The 22,823-nt window shown below is 58.2% G+C and carries 2 protein-coding genes (1 of these 2 cut by a window edge); both read right to left on the bottom strand.

Annotation, left to right across the window (positions count from 1 at the left end; genetic code table 11):
* On the bottom strand, positions 1–8,019 hold the 5' portion of the coding sequence (locus ACY1JZ_RS25685; RefSeq protein ID WP_462631592.1) for a non-ribosomal peptide synthetase. It extends 4,536 nt beyond the left edge of the window; the window shows 8,019 of its 12,555 coding nt (coding positions 1–8,019); it begins with the start codon at positions 8,017–8,019; its stop codon lies off the left edge, out of view.
* Positions 8,019–22,823 (bottom strand): non-ribosomal peptide synthase/polyketide synthase, encoded by a 14,805-nt coding sequence (locus ACY1JZ_RS25680; RefSeq protein WP_462631591.1) that lies wholly within the window; start codon positions 22,821–22,823, stop codon positions 8,019–8,021. Before ACY1JZ_RS25680 ends, ACY1JZ_RS25685 begins: the two co-directional genes overlap by 1 nt.

The following is a 22,823-nucleotide window of genomic DNA, read 5'->3' as shown; positions in this document are numbered from 1 at the left end:
TCGCAACGTCTCATGACGCTTCACCAGCTCATCCAGTGCCTGCTCGAATGCATCGGTATCCAGGGAACCCTGCAGACGTACAGCCGTATGAATGTTGTACTGCTCCTTGGCTGTTCCAAGCTGATCGAGGAACCATAACCGCTGCTGGGCGTAGGACAACGGCAAACTCTCGGGACGCTGGCCTGCACCGATTGCAACCGTCTGTCCCTTGTCATGTCTGCGCAGTGCCTCGACTTGTGCGGCGAATGAACCGAAGACCGGTGCTTCAAACAGCAAGCGCAAAGAGAGTTCAATCCGGAATTGCTCCCGCACACGCGAGATCAACTGAATGGCTGACAGCGAATGACCTCCCAGCTCGAAGAAATGATCCTGGGCACCTATGCGCTGAACGCCCAGCACGTCTGCCCATAACAGAGCGAGAAGCTGTTGCAGCGGTGTCGCAAGCTCTGTGTTCTCGGGTGCAGCCGCTTCCTCCGGCTCAGGCAGTGCCTTGCGGTTGACCTTCCCGTTCGCCAGCAGCGGAAGCTGCTCCAATACCACTAGCCCGCTCGGAACCATGTAGTCCGGTAGCAGCCCCTGCGCATACTCGCGCAGTTGCTCCGCCGTGACCTGCCCGGTCGCACTCCCAACCGCGCAGTAGCCGATCAGCCGCTTCTCTCCATTGTCCCCCTGCTCCACCTTCACGAAGGTCTCCTCGACCTGCGCATGGCTCGTCAGCACACGCTCGATCTCGCCCGGCTCGATCCGGTAGCCACGGATTTTCACCTGCTCGTCAAGTCGGCATAGAAACTCCAGCGTGCCGTCCTCCCGATAACGCACCAGATCGCCTGTCCGGTAGCACCGCTCTCCCGGCACGAATGGGCTCGGCACGAATTTCTCCGCTGTCAGCTCCTCCCGGTTCAGATACCCTCTGGCGACACCCGCGCCTCCGACCAGCAGTTCCCCCGCCGCTCCCGGCGGCACCAGCCTCAGTCTGCGGTCCACCACATAGACTGTCGTATTCGCGATCGGACGACCGATCGGCACATTTCCCTCCTGCTCCTCCGTAATCGGATATACTAGCGAGAATGTCGTGTTCTCTGTCGGGCCATAGGCATTCTTCAGCTTCAGCCTCGGGTAACGGCGATACGCCTCGTTCACATGCTGCACCGACAGCGCATCGCCACCAACGAGGAGTGTCTGCAATCCCTCGTATACCCCGTCCTCCTGGCGCAGTAGCTGGTTGAATAACGGAGCTGTCAGAAACATCGTATTGATGCCTTGCTCTTGAATGACTTGTCTGAACTTGCGGCCATCCAGGATCGTCTCCTCATCCGGCATATACAGGCTGCCGCCGTTCAGCAGCGCCCCCCAGATTTCAAAGGTTGAGGCATCAAAGGCGACCGCACCTGCCTGCAAAATACAGGTCTGTTCATCAAATGCGACATAGTCGGTATTTTTCACCAGACGTACAATCTGGCGATGCTCCACCATGACCCCCTTCGGGCGTCCCGTGGAACCGGAGGTATACATGACATACGCCATGTGCTCGGATCGCTCCTCTCGCTGGCTGCCCTGATCTGCAATCGGATGAGGCAGCTCCAGACTGGCAGCGTCCTTTCCTTTCTGCCAACGAGCCTGCGCTTCTGTCGCGCCGACAATTGCGACCGCATCCTCCAGCTCCTCAGCGATCAATAGCGTTCGAGTGGCGCTATTCAGCTCCAGCCTCCGCGCCAGCTCCGCATGTTGAATGAGCAGCAAGCTCGCTCCAGCATCCTCCAGCATCCATTCCATCCGCTCTGCCGGATATTTCGGATCGATCGGCACATAGGCTCCGCCCGCCTTGAGGATCGCCAGTTGGCCAATGACCAGCTCTGGCGAACGCTCGGCGATGATCGGCACCAGCCCTTCCGCGCTTAGCCCCTCCTCGCGCAGACGCCAGGCCAGCCGCTCTGCCGCCTCGTCCAGTTGCCGGTAGGTCCAGCTTCTTCCGTCCGCTCCTCGCAGCGCCGTCGCATCCGGCCTCGCCTCCACTTGCTCTTCGAACAGCTCCGGGATCGTCCGCTCCTGCGGATACGGCACAGAGGTCTGGTTGAGCTGGCGGATCAGCAAATCCCGTTCTTCCTCCGCCAACCACTCCAGATCTGCAACCTTCTTCTCCAGACTGACAGCCATGTCCTCAAGTATCCGGGCCAGCGAGCCGCACATCCGCTGTACCTGATCCGGGTGAAGCTGATCTGGATTATACAGCGCATGAAGATCAAGCTGAGAATGAAGGACAGCAGCAATAGTTAAGGGCAGATTCGGGTTTTCATAAGCACGCACTCCTTCCACAATCAGATTCGCTACACCGCGTTGGGCAGCCGTCTGCGTCGGATAGTTCTCGAACACAATCAAGCTGTCTATTAGTGGCGTTCCTCTTGGCACCTCACTCCAGCCTTGTATTTCCGTTAAGGATGAATGCTCATATTGACGAACCTCATACCACTGACGCTGCAGCTCTGCCAGCCAATCTGCCAGCCTTGCATCCGGCTCTAGCTTGGCTTTGATGGGCAATGTATTGATGAACAGGCCAACCATGGCCTCAGCCCCGTCAACCTCTGCCGGCCTTCCGGCAACCGTAGCTCCGAACAGCACCTCGTCATTACCGCTGTACAAGCTCAGAACCAGTGCCCAGGCGGCCTGCACGATCGTGCCCAGTGTGAGCTGCCCCGCTTGAGCAGCCTGCTGCAGACGACTTGCCGTGCCTGAGGGCAATGATACTGTCCATTCTCCCGTCCGTTGCGACTGCCGATTTGCGCTTGACCGCTCCAGATGGAGGCGTGTCGGCGGAATGTCCTGGAGATATTCTCTCCAGAAGCGCTCAGCCTCCTGCTTGCTCTGTCTTCGCGTCCAGCGGATAAACTCCCGATATGGCCGTGTCTTGCGTCCCATGTAAGGGCGCTGCTGTACCAGCGACTCATATCGCTCCAGCACCTCGCCCCATACAAGCTGCAGGCTCCAGCCATCCAGTAACAAATGATGAAAGCTCCATACCATCCTGAAGCTGGATGGCCCGAATTGGATCATTTTTATCCGCATCAACGGCGGTTTCAGCCAATCGAAGCCTTGTGCCCGATCGCCTGCAAGCATCGCCGCAAGCCGTTCCTCCTGAACAGCCTCCGCAGCGTCGCTCCAGTCCTCCCAGCTTAGCGGCAGCTCGGCTCCACTTATGACGGCCTGATGAGGCTCATCCAGACCCTCCCATACAAACAGCGTGCGGAAAATGTCGTAAGCGTCGATGACCTCCCGCCAGGCCCGCTCATATAGCTGCGGCTGGATGTTCCCACGAAGCGAGAATACAGACTGCTGAAAATAAGCATGTGACTTAGCCTCAAGCAGTGACTCAAACAGCATGCCTGATTGCAAGGAGGATAGCGGGTACAGGTCAATCAGGGCATGACCAGCGAGCGACCCGCCTGGACGGAGCAGCTTATCCAGATGCCGCGGTGCGAGCTGAGCCAGCGGGAAGTCGGAAGGCGTATAGCATATCGTCGGCGTCTGTATTGCCAGGCGAAGCATCGTCTGCAGTTCTTGCTCCAGATGATGAGCGAGTCCAGCTATGGTCTTCTCGCCAAGCAGTTTGTGGCAGTACGTGATATAGATATGCAGTTGCCCGCCAAGCACCATTGCATTGATGTCGAGCAGATGCGGGCGGCGTCCCTCGGCGCTAAGCATCGCTCCGACGGGGCCATCTATCGGCTCGAACAGTTGCGATCCGCCGACGGACTGGTAGATCTGTCCGAGATAGTTAAAGCTGACCTGCGGCTGCGTGCGTTCTGCCAGTGTAGCGTCCCCCATGCCGGAGTTGCTCAGATACCGCAGTACGCCGTAGCCCAGTCCCTTGCCGGGAAGGCTTCGCAACTGCTCCTTCACAGCACGTATGGACTCCAGCGGCGAAGCGGACGCCGTACATGCCAGCCGCACCGGATACATCGTCGTGAACCAGCCTACTGTCCGGGACAGATCGATCTCTTCGCCAAGCTCCTCGCGACCATGGCCTTCAAGATGAAGCAATAGCTCTGAATGTCCTGTCCACTGTCCCATGGCTCGCAGCAGTGCAGCCAGTAATGCCTCCTGCGCCTGAGTTTTCGTTACGGCAGGCAGCTCTGTCAACAATGCCGTAGTATCTGCCGCGGACAGCACCGACTTAAAGACAGAGGAGTGAGCGACTGTATTCCATGTCTCTTCCCCCATTTCTTCGTTGCTCTCGAACCGGGGCTCGAGAGGAAGCTCGATATGTCGACCATCAAGCTGCTTCAGCCAAGCCTCCGCTTCCTCATGGAGCGCATCAGAGTCGGCATATTGCTCCAGCCGCTCCCCCCAGCGTTTATATGAGGTCGTCTTGGATGGGAGCGCGGATGTCCGCTCTTCCTCGGAAGCATTGCACAACATCTCCAGGTCTTCTAACAAAATGTTCCACGAGATACTATCGACAGCCAGATGATGGATCACCATGAATAGCAATGGATCAACAGATGCCCCTCTGTCAATGTAAGCTGCCCGCAGCAATGGCCCCTCCTGCAGATTCAAGCTCGCTTGCAGATCGGCGGTCAATTCCAATGTGGCCTGTTCCTGTCTTGATCCGTGCAGCTCAGATAGGTCGGCATGAACGAGCTGCAGCGGTTCAGGTGGAGCAATATAGGCTTGCGCCTTGACCTCGCTGCTTGCAAACCGCAGCCGCAGCGCATCATGATGGGTCAGCAGAATGCTCAGCGCCTGCTCGATAACAGCGGGGGACAGCCTGCGCTTCATCGACAGCAGCATCGCCTGGTTCCAATGATGCGCCTTGGCAAACTGCTGCTCGAAGAACCAATGCTGGATCGGTGTCAACGGCGTCTCTCCGGTAATGACCGTCTGCTCGGCCTCCACCTGACGCGCGCCTCCAACCTTGCCTGCCAGCTCGCTAATGGTACGATGCTCGAATATAAGTCTCGGCGTCAAGCGCAGACCCTGCTTCGCCGCCTGGGTGGCCACTTGAATGCTGATGATCGAGTCTCCGCCTAGCTCGAAGAAATTGTCGTCAATGCCCACCTGTCCTACGCCAAGCACAGAGCTCCATATGGCGCACAACTTTTCTTCGATTTCATTGCGCGGTGCGGCATAAGCTCCCCGCTCCACCAGCGACCAATCCGGCGCTGGAAGTGCGCGTCTGTCTACCTTCCCGCTAATGGTCAGGGGCAGCATGTCCAGCGCAATGAACAAGGAAGGAATCATATGCTCAGGCAATTCAGCCTTCAGCTCGTCACGCAGTCTGTGCAGCAGCTCCGGGTCACCGGTCTGCTCCGGCACAACGTAGGCTACCAGCCGTTTATCGCCCGAATCGGCGTTTGCAGCCAATACGATGGCCTCGCTGACATCGGGTCGTGCCACCATGACGGCCTCAATCTCACCGGGCTCTATGCGATAGCCGCGAATTTTCACCTGCGCATCCGCACGGCCGACAAACTCGATGATGCCATCCTCCCGCCAGCGAGCCAGATCGCCAGTACGATAACAGCGTTCATCCGCGCGGAACGGACTATCGATGAATCTGTCCGCTGTCAGGTCGTCCCGATTCCAGTAGCCTCTAGCAACGCCATCGCCCCCTACCAGCAGTTCTCCCTTCATGCCCGGAGGCAGCAGCCGCAGCTTCGAATCAACGATATAAGCTGTCGAGTTCGCTATAGGTCGACCAATTGGAATCGCCGATGATTGCTCGTCCGTGAATGTGTACGTTGTAGAGATCGTGGTGTTCTCTGTAGGTCCGTAAGCATTAACAATCGTCAGACCCCGATTCGCTCGCAGCAGCTCGTTCATCAGTGGCACAGACAGCACATCGCCACCCGTCATGAGTGTCTGCAGTTGACCGAAGATCGAGCTGTCCTGCAATACAAGCTGATGGAGCAATGGCGTCGTCACAAACATCGTATTAATGTCATGCTGCGCCATCGTCTGCCTAATTTTCTCACTGTCCAGCAAGGCGTCCTGCTCAAGCAGCACCAGCAGCGAACCATTCAGCAGCGAACCCCACACCTCCAGTGTCGCCGCATCAAATACGGCGGCTCCCGTCTGAAGCAGGCGCGTCTGTTCGTTGAAATTAAAGTAGCCGTTATCCTTAACGAGACGCACAATATTGCGGTGCTCAATCATGACTCCCTTCGGTCGTCCTGTGGAGCCTGATGTATACATCACATAAGCCAAATCCGACGGCTGCCCGGAAGCGGTCGGTGCGGGCACATGTTCAGGCACCATGGACAGCTCGATCAGTTCGTCCATTACGAGCAAGTCCTTGCCCTCTGCAAGCTGGTTTAACCCGGAACGGCTAGCCGCCAGCAGCAGGCTTGCACCACTCTCTTCTACAATCGTAGCGATTCGTTCGGTTGGGTAGCCCGGATCGATTGGAACATAGGCTCCCCCTGCCTTGAGAATAGCCAGCATTCCGATCACCATATACGGAGATCGTTCGACAAGCATCGGCACAGGCTGCTCTCGCGTGACCCCGGCTGCCTGCAGACGGACAGCGACGGTATTCGCCAGACGGTCCAGCTCTCCATACGTCCACTCATGGGCCTGGTTAGCCAGCGCTGGCTTGTCCGGCCCAAGCGATACCTGCTCTGCGAACAGCTCTGGAATGGTGCGCTCGCATGGATAGATCGTCGCTGTATCATTCCAGTTGTCAATGACCCGCCGTTCGTCCTCGTTAATTAACGGCAGCTCTCTGAGTGTCGTTCCCTCTCCTGCCGTGAGCATCGCCTCCAGCATCCTGTGCAGCCGCTCCAGTATCCACCGAATGCGTCCACTGCTGAAGCGACCCGCATCATAGACCGCTCGCAGTTGAACCGTGTTGCCCGGCAGTACAACAAGGGTAAGCGGAAGGTCAGGCTGCTCTACCGCGTCCTGATCCACAGCCTTCAACTGTTCATTAATGGTCCACAGCGCTTTGCCAGGCTGTATATTTTCATAGACGAACAGGCTATCGAATAGCGATGTGCCACGCGGTATCTCGCTCCAGCCCTGAATTGCTGGCAGCGGGCTATATTCGTATTGCCGCAGCTCGGCCTGTTGAGCCTGAAGTCTACGCAGCCATGGCCCTAGAGCCGAATCAGCAGCAACCTGAATCCGCACAGGAAGCGTATTAATGAACAGACCCACCATATGTTCTACGCCCGGCAGGCCGGACGGACGTCCCGATACAGTCGTGCCGAACAGAACGTCCTCCTCCCCGCAGCTCGTGCTGAGCCATATTGCCCAGGCTCCTTGAAACAGTGTGCTCGGTGTGACCCTGCATTTGCGGGCAAACCGGTTAAGCCGCTCCGTCAACTCCGAGGTGAGCTGCAGCGACTGCTGATCGAAGTAGGCCTTGTACGGCTGATCCTTATCCTCCGGTAGCTCGGTCGGTGCGGTGAACTGCTGCAGGTTGTGTCGCCAGAACGTCTCCGCTTGCCCCATATCCTGCTCATCCAACCATTGGCAGTAATCTCCATATGGGCGAACAGCAGGCAAGGAGGGCTGCACTCCTAGCCGATTAGCGTTGTACAGATGGAATAAATCCTGAAGGACGAGCGGAATCGACCAGCCATCCAGAAGCAGATGATGAAACGTCCAGAGGACGCGGCAATTCTGCTCACTCAGGTAGACGAGCGCAACACGCATAAGCGGGGCCGCCTTCAGATCAAACGGGTCATTGCGATCGGCCTCAAGCAGCTCGGCAAATCGTTCTTCCTGCACTGAAGCTTCCACGCTACGCCAATCCAGCTCCGTGATCGGAAGCTGTGAATGAGCATGGACAATCTGATATGGCTCCTCCATGTCCTCCCAGACGAGGGAGGTGCGCAGCACGGGATGGCGCTCCAGCACCTGCTGCCATGCTTCGAGCAACGCTGGCGCATTCAGCTCACCCTGCAAGGTGAAACGGGTCTGTGTAATATAGGCCCGTGATCCTTCATCATACAGACTATGAAAAAACATGCCCTGCTGCATCGGAGACAAGCGATAGATGTCTTCAATGATGACCTCCATTATTTTTGAGACCTCCTGTTATGTTGAGTGACCTGCGACATGATCTTGTCCAGCGTACTCTGACTTAATCGGGTTCGCGCAAAATCCTCAGGGGTATACTCCGAACGTTCCGTATCCTTAGACCCTAAGAGCAATTGCTGCAACGCCTGAATATAGGCGGCGGCAAGCTGCTCGATCGTCGTCCGGTGATGATAGCTGCTGCTGTATGCCCAGGTCAGCCCAAGACGCCCTTCCTTCACAACACCAACAATGTCCAGCAGATGCTGCCGGTCTCCGGCCCCGTAGACAACACCCGGCGATTCACCAGCCGCTTCAAACCATGAAGAGGCAGATAGCATAGGATCGAATTGCCCCAAGTAGTTAAAGCTGACCTCCGGCTCTACCTGATTGCGAAGCCGAGCAATCGTCCGCTCATCATTAGACAGCCAGCGCAGCAGGCCATAACCAATTCCACGCTGTGGAAGCTTGGCCAACTGCTGCCTGATGTGCTTGACCTGATCATGCGCCTGAGCCGATTCAGACCGCAGCAGTGTGACGGGATACATGGAGGTGAACCATCCAACCGTCCGGCTCAGATCAATCACCGCATGCTTGATAATATCTTCGCGCCCATGTCCCTCCAGTGTCACCCGCAATCCGCGCCCGCCTGTCCAATCACAGCATGCGCTCACTAACGCGCACAGCAGCAGATCCATCAGATCGCAGCGGTAAGCGATCGGGGCTTCCCGAAGCAGGCGCGAGGTTTCCTCCTCCGTCAAGAACACGGTGAGCTCCTCCATCGAAGCCAGCGTATTGCCTCCCGCGTCCTGATCAATTGGCAGCGGCACGGCTGCCTGCTCGTCCACATGGAGCCAATAGGTGAGTTCTTCTGAGAGCGCATCGGTCTGCGCGTATGTGACCAGTTGTTCCGACCATGACTTGTAAGAGGTCGTCTTAGGCGGAAGCTGAATGGGCTCTCCTGAGCTAAGCTGCTCCAGCAGCATCTCCAGATCGTCCAGTAATATCCGCCAGGACACGCCGTCTACAGCCAAATGATGAACCGCAAGCAGCAGTCTCCTTCCGCGCTCGGCTCCCAGGTCGAACAGCACCGCAATGCATATCGGGCCTTGCTGCAGATTCAGTGATGCCTGCGCTCTCGTCGCCTCCTGCTCCAGCCATTCCCGTTGATCTGCTGGGCTAAGAGCTGACAGATCGACGCATGATAGCGGAAGGTCCGCCCCGGTTACAGGCGCGAGCTGCTGTATCCAGCCCTCCTCGCCCTCCGTATATCGCAGACGCAACGCATCATGATGACGGGTCAACTGCTGCAGCGCCTGCTCCAGCAGCCCCGTGTCCAGCGACCGCTTCAGATGAAGCAGCATCGCCTGATTCCAGTGATGGCGATCCGCAATATCCTGTTCAAAAAACCAACGTTGGATCGGTGTCAGCGGAACCTCGCCGGTGATGACACCCTGCTCGGTCAACGGGGACAAGCCGCTCCCCGCCGCCTCAGCCAGCTCAGCGATGACAGGATAGTCGAAGATCATCTTGGGCTGGAGATGCACTCCGGCCTGACGCGCCTTAGCTACAACCTGAATGCTCATGATGGAGTCTCCGCCGAGCTCGAAGAAATTGTCGCGGATGCCGACCTGCCGCACGCCCAGCACCTGCTCCCAGATCGCACATAGCGCCTGCTCCAGCTCATTGCGCGGTGGCGCATACGTGGCGCCTCCCCCCGGCTGCTCCGGCTCCGGCAGCGCCCTCCGGTCAAGCTTCCCGTTCGCCGTCATCGGCAACTGCTCTAGCTGCATCACCACGCCCGGGATCATGTACTCCGGCAGCCAGGACTTCATGTGACGGCGCAGCCCTTCCTCCAGCTCCTGCCACGGTTTTCCCTCTATCGCTACGATGTACCCTGTCAGACGCGTCTGGCCCGAGTCCTCCGTTCGCGCCGACACACACGCTTCCTTCACTCCGTCATAGCGGGCCATCACCGTCTCGATCTCGCCCAGCTCTACCCGGAAGCCACGGACACTCACCTGGTCATCGATCCGACCCAGATAGTCGATTTCTCCGTCCGCCCGGTAGCGGCACAGATCCCCTGTCCGGTACATCCGCTCGTTCCCTGCTCCGCCATACGGATTCGCTACGAATCGCTCCTCCGTCAGCTCGGGACGGCCCCAGTAGCCTCGCGCCAGATTGCTGCCTCCGATGTACAGCTCGCCCGGCACCCCTACAGGCACCAGCTCCATCGCCTCATCCAGAATGTAGCATGTCGTATTGGCGATCGGTCGGCCGATGCTTGGCGCCTCCGCTTGGCCTGCTGCGGGCGGCACCACCGCACAGGTCGCCACCACCGTATTCTCGGTCGGGCCGTAATGGTTCACCAGCGCAAACGGCAGCGCCTGGGCGGGATGGCGATGCAGACGATCGCCTCCTGTCAGCAGCGCACGCAGCGCCACCTTCTCCGGCCACTCCAGCTCCACCATCCGCTCCGCCAGCGGCGTCGGCATGAAGCTCAGCGTGACGCCCGTAGCTGCCAGCCAATCTCTCAGCTCCTCCGGCGATAGCCGCAGCTCCTCCTCCACGATATGCACGCTCGCTCCCGCCGTCACATACGGCCAGATCTCCCATACCGAGGCGTCGAAGGCCGGTCCTGCCAGCAGCGTCGCACGGTCAGACGCGCTCACCTCGTAGGCGGATTGATGCCACCCGATCAGGTTCAGCAGCGAGCGGTGCGACACCTCCACGCCCTTCGGCTGACCCGTCGAGCCTGAGGTATAGATTATATAGGCCAGACTCTCAGGCGTGCCCGCTTGCATCGGCGCGTACTCATTATCGGAGGTGCGGCTGTCATCCCGCCCTTCCTCCAGCCCTTCCTTCAGTCTTTCCTCCAGCCCTTGCATCGCCCGTCCGCCGAGCTCTGCATACTCCTTCGCATCCGCTGTGTCCAGCGACCAGATGGCCGCCCCGGTCAGCTCGCCCAAGCGCCCGGCCAGCTTCGCTTGCGTCAGCACGACCGCGGTCTGCGTATCCGACAGCATATACCGGATGCGCTCCGGCGGGTACGCCGGATCGATCGGCACATACGGGCTGCCCGACTTCAGCACACCCAGCTCGGCAATGATCAGCTCGGCGCTGCGCTCCATGCACACCGCCACCGGCGTCCCCGGCTTCACCCCTGCCCTGCGCAGGCGCTGCGCAAGCTCATTCGCCTGCTCATCCAGCTCCCGATACGTCACTGTCCGCTCGCCCTGCACGATAGCCGCTGCCTCCGGCGTCCGCTTCGCCTGGCGCTCCACCAGCTCCTGCACGCTCTCTGCTCCTTCGTAGCTGCTCGCCGTCCGGTTCCACTCCTCCACCTGCTGCACCCGCTCTGCTTCGCTCAGCAGTTGCAGCTCCTTCAGCAGCGTCTCGTCGCTGCTAGTGGCTACATGCTGGAGCAGCGTGCGCACATGTCCCAGCAGCCGCTCCACGGACTGTGAGTCGAACTGATTGCTGGCATACAGCATCCGCAACGATAGCTCATCACCCGGTACGACAGCCAATGTCAGCGGATAGTTCGTCTGCTCGCTCGTCTCCATCGCCTGCAGCCGCAGTCTATCCATCCCTGTCTCCGCTGTGTCGACAGGGTAATTCTCAAAGACAATAATACTGTCAAACAATGGAATTCCATTCGGGAACTCGCTGAGGTTCTGAATTCGTGACAATGGCGTAGATTCGAACATTCGCTGCTCCGCCTGTCCGTCTTGTAGCTGCCATAGCCAGGCAAACAGCCGCTCCTCGCGGTTCACCCGAACACGGACAGGCAATGTATTAATGAACAAGCCGATCATCGATTCAATATCTGGCACATCGGCTGTCCGACCGGATACCGTAGCACCAAACAGCACATCATCCTTCCCGCTGTAACGGTGAAGCACAAGCGACCATATGCCTTGAATGAGCGTATTCAGCGTAAGCTGTCTGCTTCGAGTCGTCTGCAGCAGACGAGCCGTAAGCTCGGCAGCAAGCTCAATTCGCTGTTCGCTATAGCCCTCCTCACCCTCCGGCTGCCTGCGGCTGATCGCTAGTGACGTCGGTGAACGGAAGCCAGTGAGCTGCCGCTGCCAATACGCATCGGCTTGGCTCCTATCTTGCTGCTGCAGCCACTCCACATAATCTCCATAGGCGTGAAGCGGAGCAGCCGGCAAGCTCGATCCCGTATCCAAGCACTCGATCAGCTCGAATAGCTCCTTGAGCAGCAGCGACACACTCCAGCCATCCAGCAGCAAATGGTGAAAGCTCCACACGATTCTGTGCTTCCGCTCACCCGTTGCCAGGAGTGCCACCCGCATGAGCGGAGCCTGCTCCAGCTCGAAGCCCCCCCGCTTATCCTGCTCTACATATTGCCGTAGCCGCTGTTCTTGCTCAGCAGATGGCAGCTTGCGCCAGTCCTCGTAATGGAACGGCAGCTCAGCCTTCCTGTAGACCACCTGATGCGGATGGTCTACGCCCCGCCAAATAAAGGCAGTGCGCAGGATCGCATGACGGGCAACGAGTTGCCTCCACGCCTGCTCGAACAGCGAAGGTACCAGCTCTCCTTCAAGAGAGGCGGTCATATTCTCGAAGTATACGCCCGATTCCGGTGCATGCAGGACATGAAACAGCATGCCATGCTGGGTCGGAGCAAGCGGGTATATATCCTCAATACTCCGGCCATCCGTACCGGCTGCCAGACGATCCAGCTCCTCCTGTGTCATCGCTGCCAGCGGGAAGTCCGAAGGCGTAATGCCGCCCGCCTCGCTCGATAGGCAATGCGCGATCAAGGAGCGCAGCGCCGACATGAATCGCTCAGCCAATTGCTCCATCGTCTCGCGCAGATGCAGATGGCTGCTATACTCCCATACCATCTGCAGCTTGCCCGCCCGCACCATGCCATAGATGTCCAGCACATGACGACGCATACCACCAATGCTCTGATTCAGCTCCACCGAGTCGAACAGATCAGACCCTTCAATCAACTGGTCAAATTGTCCCAAATAGTTGAAGACAATCTCCGCTTCCGGTCGATCCCATGCCATTCCATTCATCTCCGGGTCAGCCGAGAGATAGCGCAAAATGCCATACCCGATCCCGTGCTTGGGCACAGAACGAAGCTGCTCCTTGACGCTTTTAAGTATCGCTCCCGTTTCTGTCGCTTCACCCAGCTCCAGAAATACCGGATAGATCGACGTAAACCACCCGACTGTTCGAGCCAGCTCCAGACCATCCACAAGCTCTTCGCGCCCATGCCCCTCCAGATTCAACAGCAAGGAGCGTTGCCCTGTCCAGCCGGCAACCGATTGTACCAGCGCTGTCAGCAGCACATCATTGATATGCGTCCGGTAAGCCGACGGAACCTCATGCAGCAGCATGCGTGTCTCCTCCGCTGTCAGAGAGCGGCTCACCCGTTCCATTGAGGCATGGCTGTTCTCGCCCAGATCATGATCTGCCGGCAGCGGAGCAGAGGCATAACGCTTCGGATCAAGCCAGTATCCTCTCTCCCTGGCTGCCTCCTCGGTGAGTGCATATGCCGCGAGCCGCTTCGCCCACTCCTGATAGGAGGTCTGCTTCGGCGGCAGGCTGATCGCCTCTTGCCGTTCGATCTGCCTGCATGCCGCCTCCAGATCCTCCAGCAGTACTCGGAGCGAGATGCCATCCGACACCAGATGATGCGCGATGAACGTTAGCGTATCGGCTTGTCCGCTGTCACCATTGCGGAAATAAATGCACCAGACAAGCGGACCATTCGCCAGATCCAGATTGTCCTGCCCTTGTGCTATAGCTGTCTGTCTGGCAGCCGATTGCTCGACAGCGGACAACAGCGACAGATCGATCACCGAGAGCGGAATGATGCTATCGGGCTCGGCATGATGCTGCCGCCAGCCTGTCTCGTCAGACGAGAAACGCAGCCGCAGTCCGTCATGATGAACTAATAGCGCCGACAACGCTTGCCGCAATGTCTCCGGTTCGATCCGCTGTCTGACCTTCAGATGCACCAGTTGGCACCAATCCTTCCAGGCCGTCAGATCGGATTCAAAGAACCATTGTTGAATCGGCGTGAGCGGCACTTCACCCGTGACGATGCCTTGATCACGCTGGGATACACCGCCTGTCTTCTCGGCCACCTTCGCCAGCTCTGCTACCGTCTGATAGCGGAACATCTGCTTAGGCGTCAGCCTCAGACCTGCCAGGCCGGCACGGGACATGATCTGTATACTCAGGATGGAATCTCCACCAAGACCGAAGAATCCGTCATGGATGCCCACTCGCTCCACACCGAGCACCTGCTCCCAGATCGCACATAGAATGCGCTCCTCTTCACTGCTTGGCGCTGTATAATCGCTACGCTGTATGGCCGCAGCTTCCGGCAATGGCAATGCTTTGCGGTCTACCTTGCCGTTCGGGGTCAACGGAAGGTGATCCAGCCTCATATAGATGGACGGAATCATATACTCCGGCAACTGCCCCTGCAGATATACCCGCAATTCATCGGTTAATTGTTCCTTGATACCTTCTACTGCTACATAATATGCAACAAGCTGCTTCGTACCGGTATGATTCTCATGCACCGCAACAACCGCTTCCTGAATATCGTCATGCAAGGATAGCACCGTATCAATCTCCTGTAGCTCGATCCGGTAACCCCGCAGCTTGACCTGATGATCGATCCGCCCCATATATTCGATGACGCCATCCTCGCGATACCTGCACAGATCACCAGTGCGGTACATGCGCTCCTTGCGCTCCCTCGCATACGGGTTAGCGACAAATCGCTCTGCCGTCAGCTCAGGTCGCTCCAGATAGCAGCGAGCGAGCCCTTCGCCAGCAATGTACAGCTCTCCCGGCACGCCGACCGGTACAGGGCGCATCCATTGATCCAATATATAACAGCTTGTACCGGCAATCGGCCTGCCGATCGGGGGGGCCGCCTCGCCCTCGCGCTCAACGAGCCAGCAGGTGGAATAGGTGGTGTCCTCCGAAGGACCGTACAAATTGTACAGGCGCTGAATCGAGCCGGTGGCATAGACCTGACGGGCCAGTGTCAACGGCAACTGCTCACCAGCCAGATTGACGGTCAAGACGGATGCAGGCACGCCGTTCATTCGAATCAGCTCTGCCATGGCTGTAGGCACCGTATTGACGAGCGTCACCTCATTGGCTGCTGGCAGAGTCGGCAGATAGAGCGCATTTTCCGCCATAATGACCGTCCCTCCACAGATCAAAGGCACAAACATCTCGAACACCGACAGATCGAAGCTGATCGAGGTCGAGGCCAGCACGCCTGCCAGCTCCTCGCGGGAGAACTGGCTTCCGCACCATTGCAGGAAGGCCGCTGTATTGCGATGCTCAAGCGCTACGCCCTTGGGTCTTCCAGTCGAGCCCGAGGTGTAGATTATATAGGCGAGATGATGACCGTGCACTTCGCTCTCGACCGGATCATCGATATGCTCCTCAATCAAGGGCCAATCCGCATCTAGCAGCACCAGTTGAGCCGTATTGTCCGGCAGGCGCTCCAGCACAGGCTGCTCGGTCACCAGCACCTGAACGCCGGTATCCTCGATAATGAAAGCCAGCCGTTCTTGCGGATAGGCAGGATCAAGCGGCACATAGGCGCCTCCTGCCTTGAGAATGCCGAGCACACCCACTAGCAGCTCCGTACTGCGCTGGACGCATAAGCCAACGAGCGTCTCCGGCGCTACACCTAGTCCCTGGAGATGGCGGGCAAGCCGGTTAGCCCGGCTATGCAGCTCGCTGTAGCTCAACCGCTCATGGCCATCGATGAGCGCCACAGCGTGCGGCGTGCTTGCCGCCTGGCGATCCATCATCTCGAGGAGCGTCTCGCCGGTTGCCAGTGGGCTGCAAGCAGCTACATTGAAGTCTGTCAGCAGTAGTTGCTCCTCTTGCTGCGTCAACATGGGCAACTGTTGGAGCCGATGCTGCGGCTCGGCGATGGCTATAGCAGACAGCAATTGCTGCAGATGCGCGAGCAGCCGATCCACCGCTACGGTGGTATAACGCCGCTGGTCGTAGACAGCTCGCAGCTCCATCCGCTCTCCTGGAATAATAATGATGGTCAACGGATAAGTCGTCCGCTCCAGGATGTCCGGCTTGCCAGCTTGCAGTCCTGCTGCTTCCAGCGGATCGGATGTCGTGTCAACCGGATAGTTCTCGAATACGAGCAGCGTCTCGAACAACGGCTGCCCGCCTGGCACCTCGCTGCAATCCATCACCATCGGCAACGGGCTGTGAGCATAGGTGAGCCATTCCGCCTGCCGTTCCCGAATTCCCTCCAGCCAGCCTCCAAGCTCGTCCTGCTGCGGGACTCGCATGCGGACAGGCAGCGAATTAATGAACAGGCCAGCCATCGTCTCGACACCTGCCAGCTCTGGCGGACGTACCGATACGGTAGCTCCGAAGAGCACATCCTCCTCACCGCTATAACGGTGCAGGAGCAGCGCCCATGCGGCCTGAATGAGCATATTCATCGTCATCCGGCGGTCGCGTGCCCGATGCTGAAGCCCGCTCGTCAGCTCATCGGAGAGACAGATACGCACCTCGTCATGCTGCTCCTCTGTCATCCGGGAGGGGCCGCCAATATGCAGTGCTGTCGGAGCGGCAAATCCCTGCAAATACTGCCGCCAATAGCCTCTGGCGCTCTCCTCGTCCTGCCCCTGAGTCCACTGAATATAATGGCGATAGGTTCCGCTACCGGAGAGCTCCGGGAGCTTCATTCCGCGCACCAGCGCACCGTAGATGCTGCATAGCTCACGTAGGATCGCAAATACGCTCCAGCCGTCCAGCAACAGATGATGAAAGCTCCATATGAGCTGCCAGCGTTCCTCTTCTCGCTGCACAAGCATCCACCTCATAGGCGGGCGGGTCAGATCAAAACCCCTGCTCCTGTCCGATGAGAGCAGCTCCTCAAGCCGATGTGGCTGCTGCTCCTGAGGCAATTCACGCTGATCGAGCAGTTCCATCGCAAGCTGAACCCGTCGGTGCACAATCTGGTGCGGCTCGCGCAGACCCTCCCAGGCAAAGGAGGTTCGCAGAACGGCATGTCTTGATACGACATGCTCCCAAGCCTGCTGCCAGGCTGAAAGCTGGAGCTTGCCTGTCAGCTCCATAACTGCCTGCTCAAAGTACACCGGAGATTCCGGGGAATACAGCGCATGGAACAGCATGCCCTGTTGCAGCGGAGCGAGCAGGTAGATATCCTCGATCGCTGCATACCCACCAAATCGTTCACTTGCGCTGTTGCTGCATAGGGCATCCAGCTCCTGCTGACGCAGACGCGCTGCGGGGAAATCCGACGGCGTATAGCCGCCCGCCTCTATGGACAGACAATGCGAAATGTACTGCTGAAGATGCATCATGTAGCGATGTGCCAGCCCTTCGATGGCCTGACGGTCATGCAGCGCTTCGCTATACTCCCATGTCAGCTCTAGCTGTCCGCCGAATACCATGCCGTACACATCCAGTTCATAGCGTCTGGTTCCACGTGGACTGCGCGTCTCGCCCGTCCCTCCTTGCATAAGCTGCATATAGGAGGAGTCGGTAAGGATCGCGTCGTATTGCCCCAGATAGTTGAAGCTGATGCGTGGCTCACACTGGCTAGCCAGCGCTTGCTTCCACTTGGCATCCTCTGTCAGGTAACGCAGCAGCCCATAGCCAATCCCACGCTGCGGAATGCCTCGAAGCTGCTCCTTGACTCGCTTGAGCTCGTCACCGGGCTGTCCCTCGTCTCCAAGCTCGAGTCGCACAGGATAGATGGACGTGAACCAGCCAACGGTGCGGGAAATATCCAGCTCCTCGCCCACCTCTTCCCGTCCATGTCCTTCCAGCGCAACATACAGGCTGTCTTCGCCCGTCCAATCGTTCATCGCCTTGGCTAACGCTGTCAGCAGCAGATCATTGATCTGAGTCCGATATGCCTTGGGCGCCTCCTGAAGCAGCTGCCGAGTCTGCTCGGTATCCAGCTTGACGGTGACTCGTCCGACGGAGGCTACCGTGTTCCTCTTGGACGCTGACATCGCCGCCATGGACGAGCCTGCCGCCACCTCCTGCTGAGGCTTCTGCTGTGGCTCGCCAACAGCGAGCCAATAGGCCTGCTCGTGTTCCAATGCCCCAGTGCGCGCCCAGTGCTCCAGATTGAACGCCCAGCTACGGAACGAAGCGCTCTTGGGCGCAAGCTGGATCGGCTGTCCATTCGCCAGTTGATGATAGACCTGCTCCAGATCCTCCAGTAAAATACGCCATGACACGCCATCCACGACCAGATGGTGAATGATCAGCAGCAATTCCTCCCGAGCTTCGTCCAGGCGGAACAGCACAGCCTGCATAAGTCTGCCTTGCGCAAGACTCAAGCTCTCTTGCGCTTGCTCGGTCAGCTGCTGCACAGCACTCTCTTGCCCTGCAGCGTCCAGGGAGCGCAGATCGGCAAGCTGCAAGAGCTGCCCGCAGGCTTCTGAGCTTGCCGGGGCATTGGCCTGCTGCCACCCTGCTTCATCGCGTGTGAAGCACATGCGAAGCGCATCATGATGAGACAGCAAGGCGAGTAGTGCCTGCTCCAGCAGATACGGGTCCATGTGCTGCTTCAAGGACAGCTTCATCGCCATATTCCAGTGATCCAGCTCATGCAGCTCCTGCTCCAGCAGCCAATGCTGCACTGGCGTTAACGGCACCTCACCAGTTATGACACCCTGCTCGGCGATAACTGCCTTGGACGTCTGTGCCACAGTTGCTAGCTCGGCTATGGTCTGATGCTGGAACATGTGCTTCGTCGTCATCATCAGTCCTGCCCCTCTGGCACGCGAGACAATCTGTATGCTCAATATCGAATCTCCGCCCAGCGCAAAGAAATTGTCATGAACGCCTACCGCGCTCACACCCAGGACCTGCTTCCAGATCTCGCTCAGCAGTACCTCCGTCTCCGTCTGTGGAAGAGCCCCTGCTGTGCTGCCAGCAGAGAAGTCGGGGGTGGGGAGCGCGCGATGGTCGATCTTGCCATTAGGCGTCAACGGCAGCTCCTCCAGAGTAATCAGGATCGCTGGAATCATGTAGCCAGGGAGACGATCCTTGAGCCCTTCTCTTACCTGTTGCAGCTCAAGCCCCGAATCAACTGCCACATAACCGACCAGCCGCCGATTCCCTTCGCCATCCTCATGTACGAGAACGATACAGCCCCTGACGCCAGGAGACGATGACAGCGCAGCTTCAATCTCGCCCAGCTCGATTCGGTAGCCTCTAATTTTCACCTGATGGTCCGTTCGTCCTACGAATTCAAGGGATCCGTCTGCCAACTGGCGGCATATATCGCCGGTGCGATACAGTCGCTCTCCCGGACGATACGGGTGCGCCACGAAGCGCTCCTCTGTCAACTGCGTGCGATTCCGATAGCCGCGAGCAAGACCTTTGCCGCCTATGTATAGCTCGCCCCGCACACCGATCGGCACCCGCTGCATCCAGTCATCCAGCACATACACTTCCGTATTATCGATCGGACGACCGATCGTGATCGCCGCTTCCATACCCGGCTGCACCACTCCGCTAGTTGCCACCACCGTCGATTCGGTCGGGCCATAGTGGTTCACGAGTTGAAAAGGAAGCGCTGCGGAAGGTGCAACCCGCAGTCGATCACCGCCTGTCAGCATATAACGCAACGCGGTTCCCGCCGGCCACTCTTCCGCGAGCAGCGCTTCGGCCAGAGGCGTCGGCACAAACGTATGGGTGATCTGGGCGGAAACCAGCCAATTGCACAGGCGCAGGCTGTCCAGCCTCGTCTCCTCATCCACAACATGGAGAGAGGCTCCTGCTGTAAGGTAAGGCCATGTCTCCCATACCGAGGCATCGAATGCAGTTCCGGCAAGCAGCGTGGCCCGGCTGTCATATCCGACTTCATAGGTGCGGCGATGCCAGGATACCAGGTTCAGCAGGCTGCCATGGCGAATTTCTACCCCCTTGGGCTGTCCGGTCGAGCCTGAGGTGTAGATGACATATGCGACATCAGACAGACTGCTCGCTACAGACGGGCTGGTGACCGGATAGGAATCAATTGCAGCTTGGCTGTCCAGGCAGACAGCCTGAGCTTGTCCATCCTGTGGAAGCTGCTCCGCAAGCTGCTCAATCGTTACAACCGTGTGCGCTTCCGCATCCTGCAGCATATAGCTTACCCGCTGGGATGGATAGGCCGGGTCAATCGGCATGTAGGCAGCTCCAGTCTTCAACACGGCAAGCTGGGCAACTGCCAGATCAAGCGAACGGTTCAGATAAATGGCCACAATAGAACTCGAATCCACGCCTCGTGCAAGCAGATAATGGGCTAGTGCATTCGCTCGTTCATTAAGCATCCGGTATGTCATATGCTCTGCCCCACAGGCGACCGCAAGCCCCTCGGGTCTAAGCTGGGCCTCCTCGGAGACAAGCTCATGAACACACCGTCCTAAGACCTCATTCACCCCCGTTCGATTCCATAATGGATACTGCTGCTTCTCCTCTTGGGACAACAATGGCAAATGGCTGATCCGCTCCATACAATCTTGAACCACACCCTGCAGCAGCTCCGCATAATGAGCCTGCATCCGTTCAATCGTGGCTGGATCGTACAGATCCGTATTGTAATCTATATCGACCTGAAGCCCTTGCTCACTCTCGTCAACTGCCATACTCAGGTCAAACTTGGATGTCCCGTTAGACAGCTCCTGGAAGGTCATCTGCAGGCCGCCGACCGTCGGACGGGTGGCAGGCTGCTGCTGGAGCGCGAAGGTAACCTGGAATATTGGCGAAGCAGCCAATGTCCGCTCCGGATTCAAGGCTTCTACCAGTTGTTCAAAGGGCAGGTCCTGGTTAGAGAACGCTTCAACTGCGACCGTTCTCGTCTGCTGGAGTGCCTCCCGGAATGACATCGGAACGCTATAGTCTGCGCGCAAGGCCAGCATGTTGACGAAGTAGCCGATGACTCCTTCCAGCTCCGTCCGCTTCCGATTCGCAACCGGCGAACCCACCACTATGGTTTCCTGTCCCGTATACCGATGCAGCAACACCTGGAAGGCCGTCAGCAACAGCATATACAACGTCACGCCTTCTCTTTGGCACAGCTCATACAATGCTCGGGACAATTCGGCGGGCAGTGCTTGCCGGCTCGAAGCACCGGCAAAGGTCTGTACCGCAGGCCTTGGGCGGTCTGTCGGCAACAGAAGCAACGGCGGTATCCCGTCCAATCGCTTGCGCCAGTATTCCAACTGGGTCGATTGCAGGTGGCTGCCCTCAAGTCTGGAGCGCTGCCATCTCACATAATCTGCGTAACGAATCGGAAGCTCGCTTGACGTTGTCGCCTCCTGGAGGATGTAGGCTCGGTAATGATCTTGCAGCTCCTGCTGGATCACCCGCAATGACCAGCCGTCAGAGATCATATGATGCATCACCAGCAACAAATGGTGCTCCTGCTCATGCAACTGTATAAGCGCTGCCTTGATCGGCGGCTCCGCCTCTAGCCGGAAGGGCCGACGGGACAGCTCCAGCACCATAGAGCGGGCATGCTCTCGCTTCTCCGTGTCCAAGCCTTGAGCCTGATACAGCTCCAGTGGAATCTCCGCTAGCTCAGCGATCCTGGCGACGGCATGCCCCCCATCCAGGTGAAAGGTCGTCCGCAAGCTATCATGACGGCTCGCTATGACATGCAGGCAGTGAACTAAGCCATTAACGGACAGCGGGCCCTCCAGCCTCACAAACAACGTCATATTATAGTTCGGGCTGTCTGGCTCCAACTGCTGGAGAAACCATAGACTCTGCTGTGCATAGGACAGCGGGCCCTCTAGCTGCTCGCCTCTTTGCAGGCTCTCCTCCTTGCGCCCTTCATGAGCAGCGGCCGCTTCTTGCACAACCTCCAGAAAGCTCTGCAGGATCGGCTGCTGAAATAAGGCTTGCAGGCTCAGCTCCGCTCCAAACGCCTCGCGAACTCTGGATAGCAACTGTGTGCCCAGCAGGGAGTTGCCGCCCAGCTCAAAAAAATGACTCCGGATGTCGATTGGCTTGACGGACAGCACCTCCTCCCAGATCAGCGCCATTCGTTCCTCATGCGGCGTGCGAGGCGCCACATAGCTGTCCTCCTGCCTTCTTGCCTGCTGCTTGTGGCGGCGAATCCCCTCCACGATCTGCTGACTCGTGCAGTAGTTCGAGCGAATATCCTCCCAGACTGCGAGCAGATTCGTTCGACTGCGATCAGGGGCGTATAGCCGGTGCAGGTTCACGGGCTGCTGGAGCCTGAGTGTACGCTCATCGCCTGCTCCCGTCACTGCCAGCGTCTGCTCCAGTTCATCGACAGTCAGAACAGCTCCGAAGCCGCCCTCCTCTGGTTTCATTCGCTCGCCGCCTATCTTACGAACAAAGTCAGCAGAAACCCCGTTGCGCTGCGTCTTCCGATAGTGAAGATGAAGCTGCCGGCAGCCGCGTTCTTTGGCAATGGCGATCATTTGCTGCATGACACGAAACTCAACATTTTTGCCAAGCACCTTGCAGCTAATCATATAGGCCTGCACATCCAACACGCCGCCCTGACAGGCGAACAGCAGCGCTCCGGTAATCCCATAATCTCCAAAGCGGTCGCTCACCTCGATCACCCAGCATTCATGGTTGGGCCGATGACGCCATTCCTGCAGTGCCGACTGGTCAAATGTTAGCGCTGTCAGATGAAAATCCGCCGTCCAATTGGCCAGATGCACCACCTTGTCTATTTCCTTATCCGTAACCGCCGGACGAAAATCAACATGCAATTCCATCCGGCTCATAAATTCCAGCAACTGCAA

The organism is Paenibacillus sp. J5, assembly GCF_054955055.1.
The sequence above is the reverse complement of the archived record's forward strand: the minus strand, read 5'-3'. Positions and strand labels throughout refer to the sequence as shown.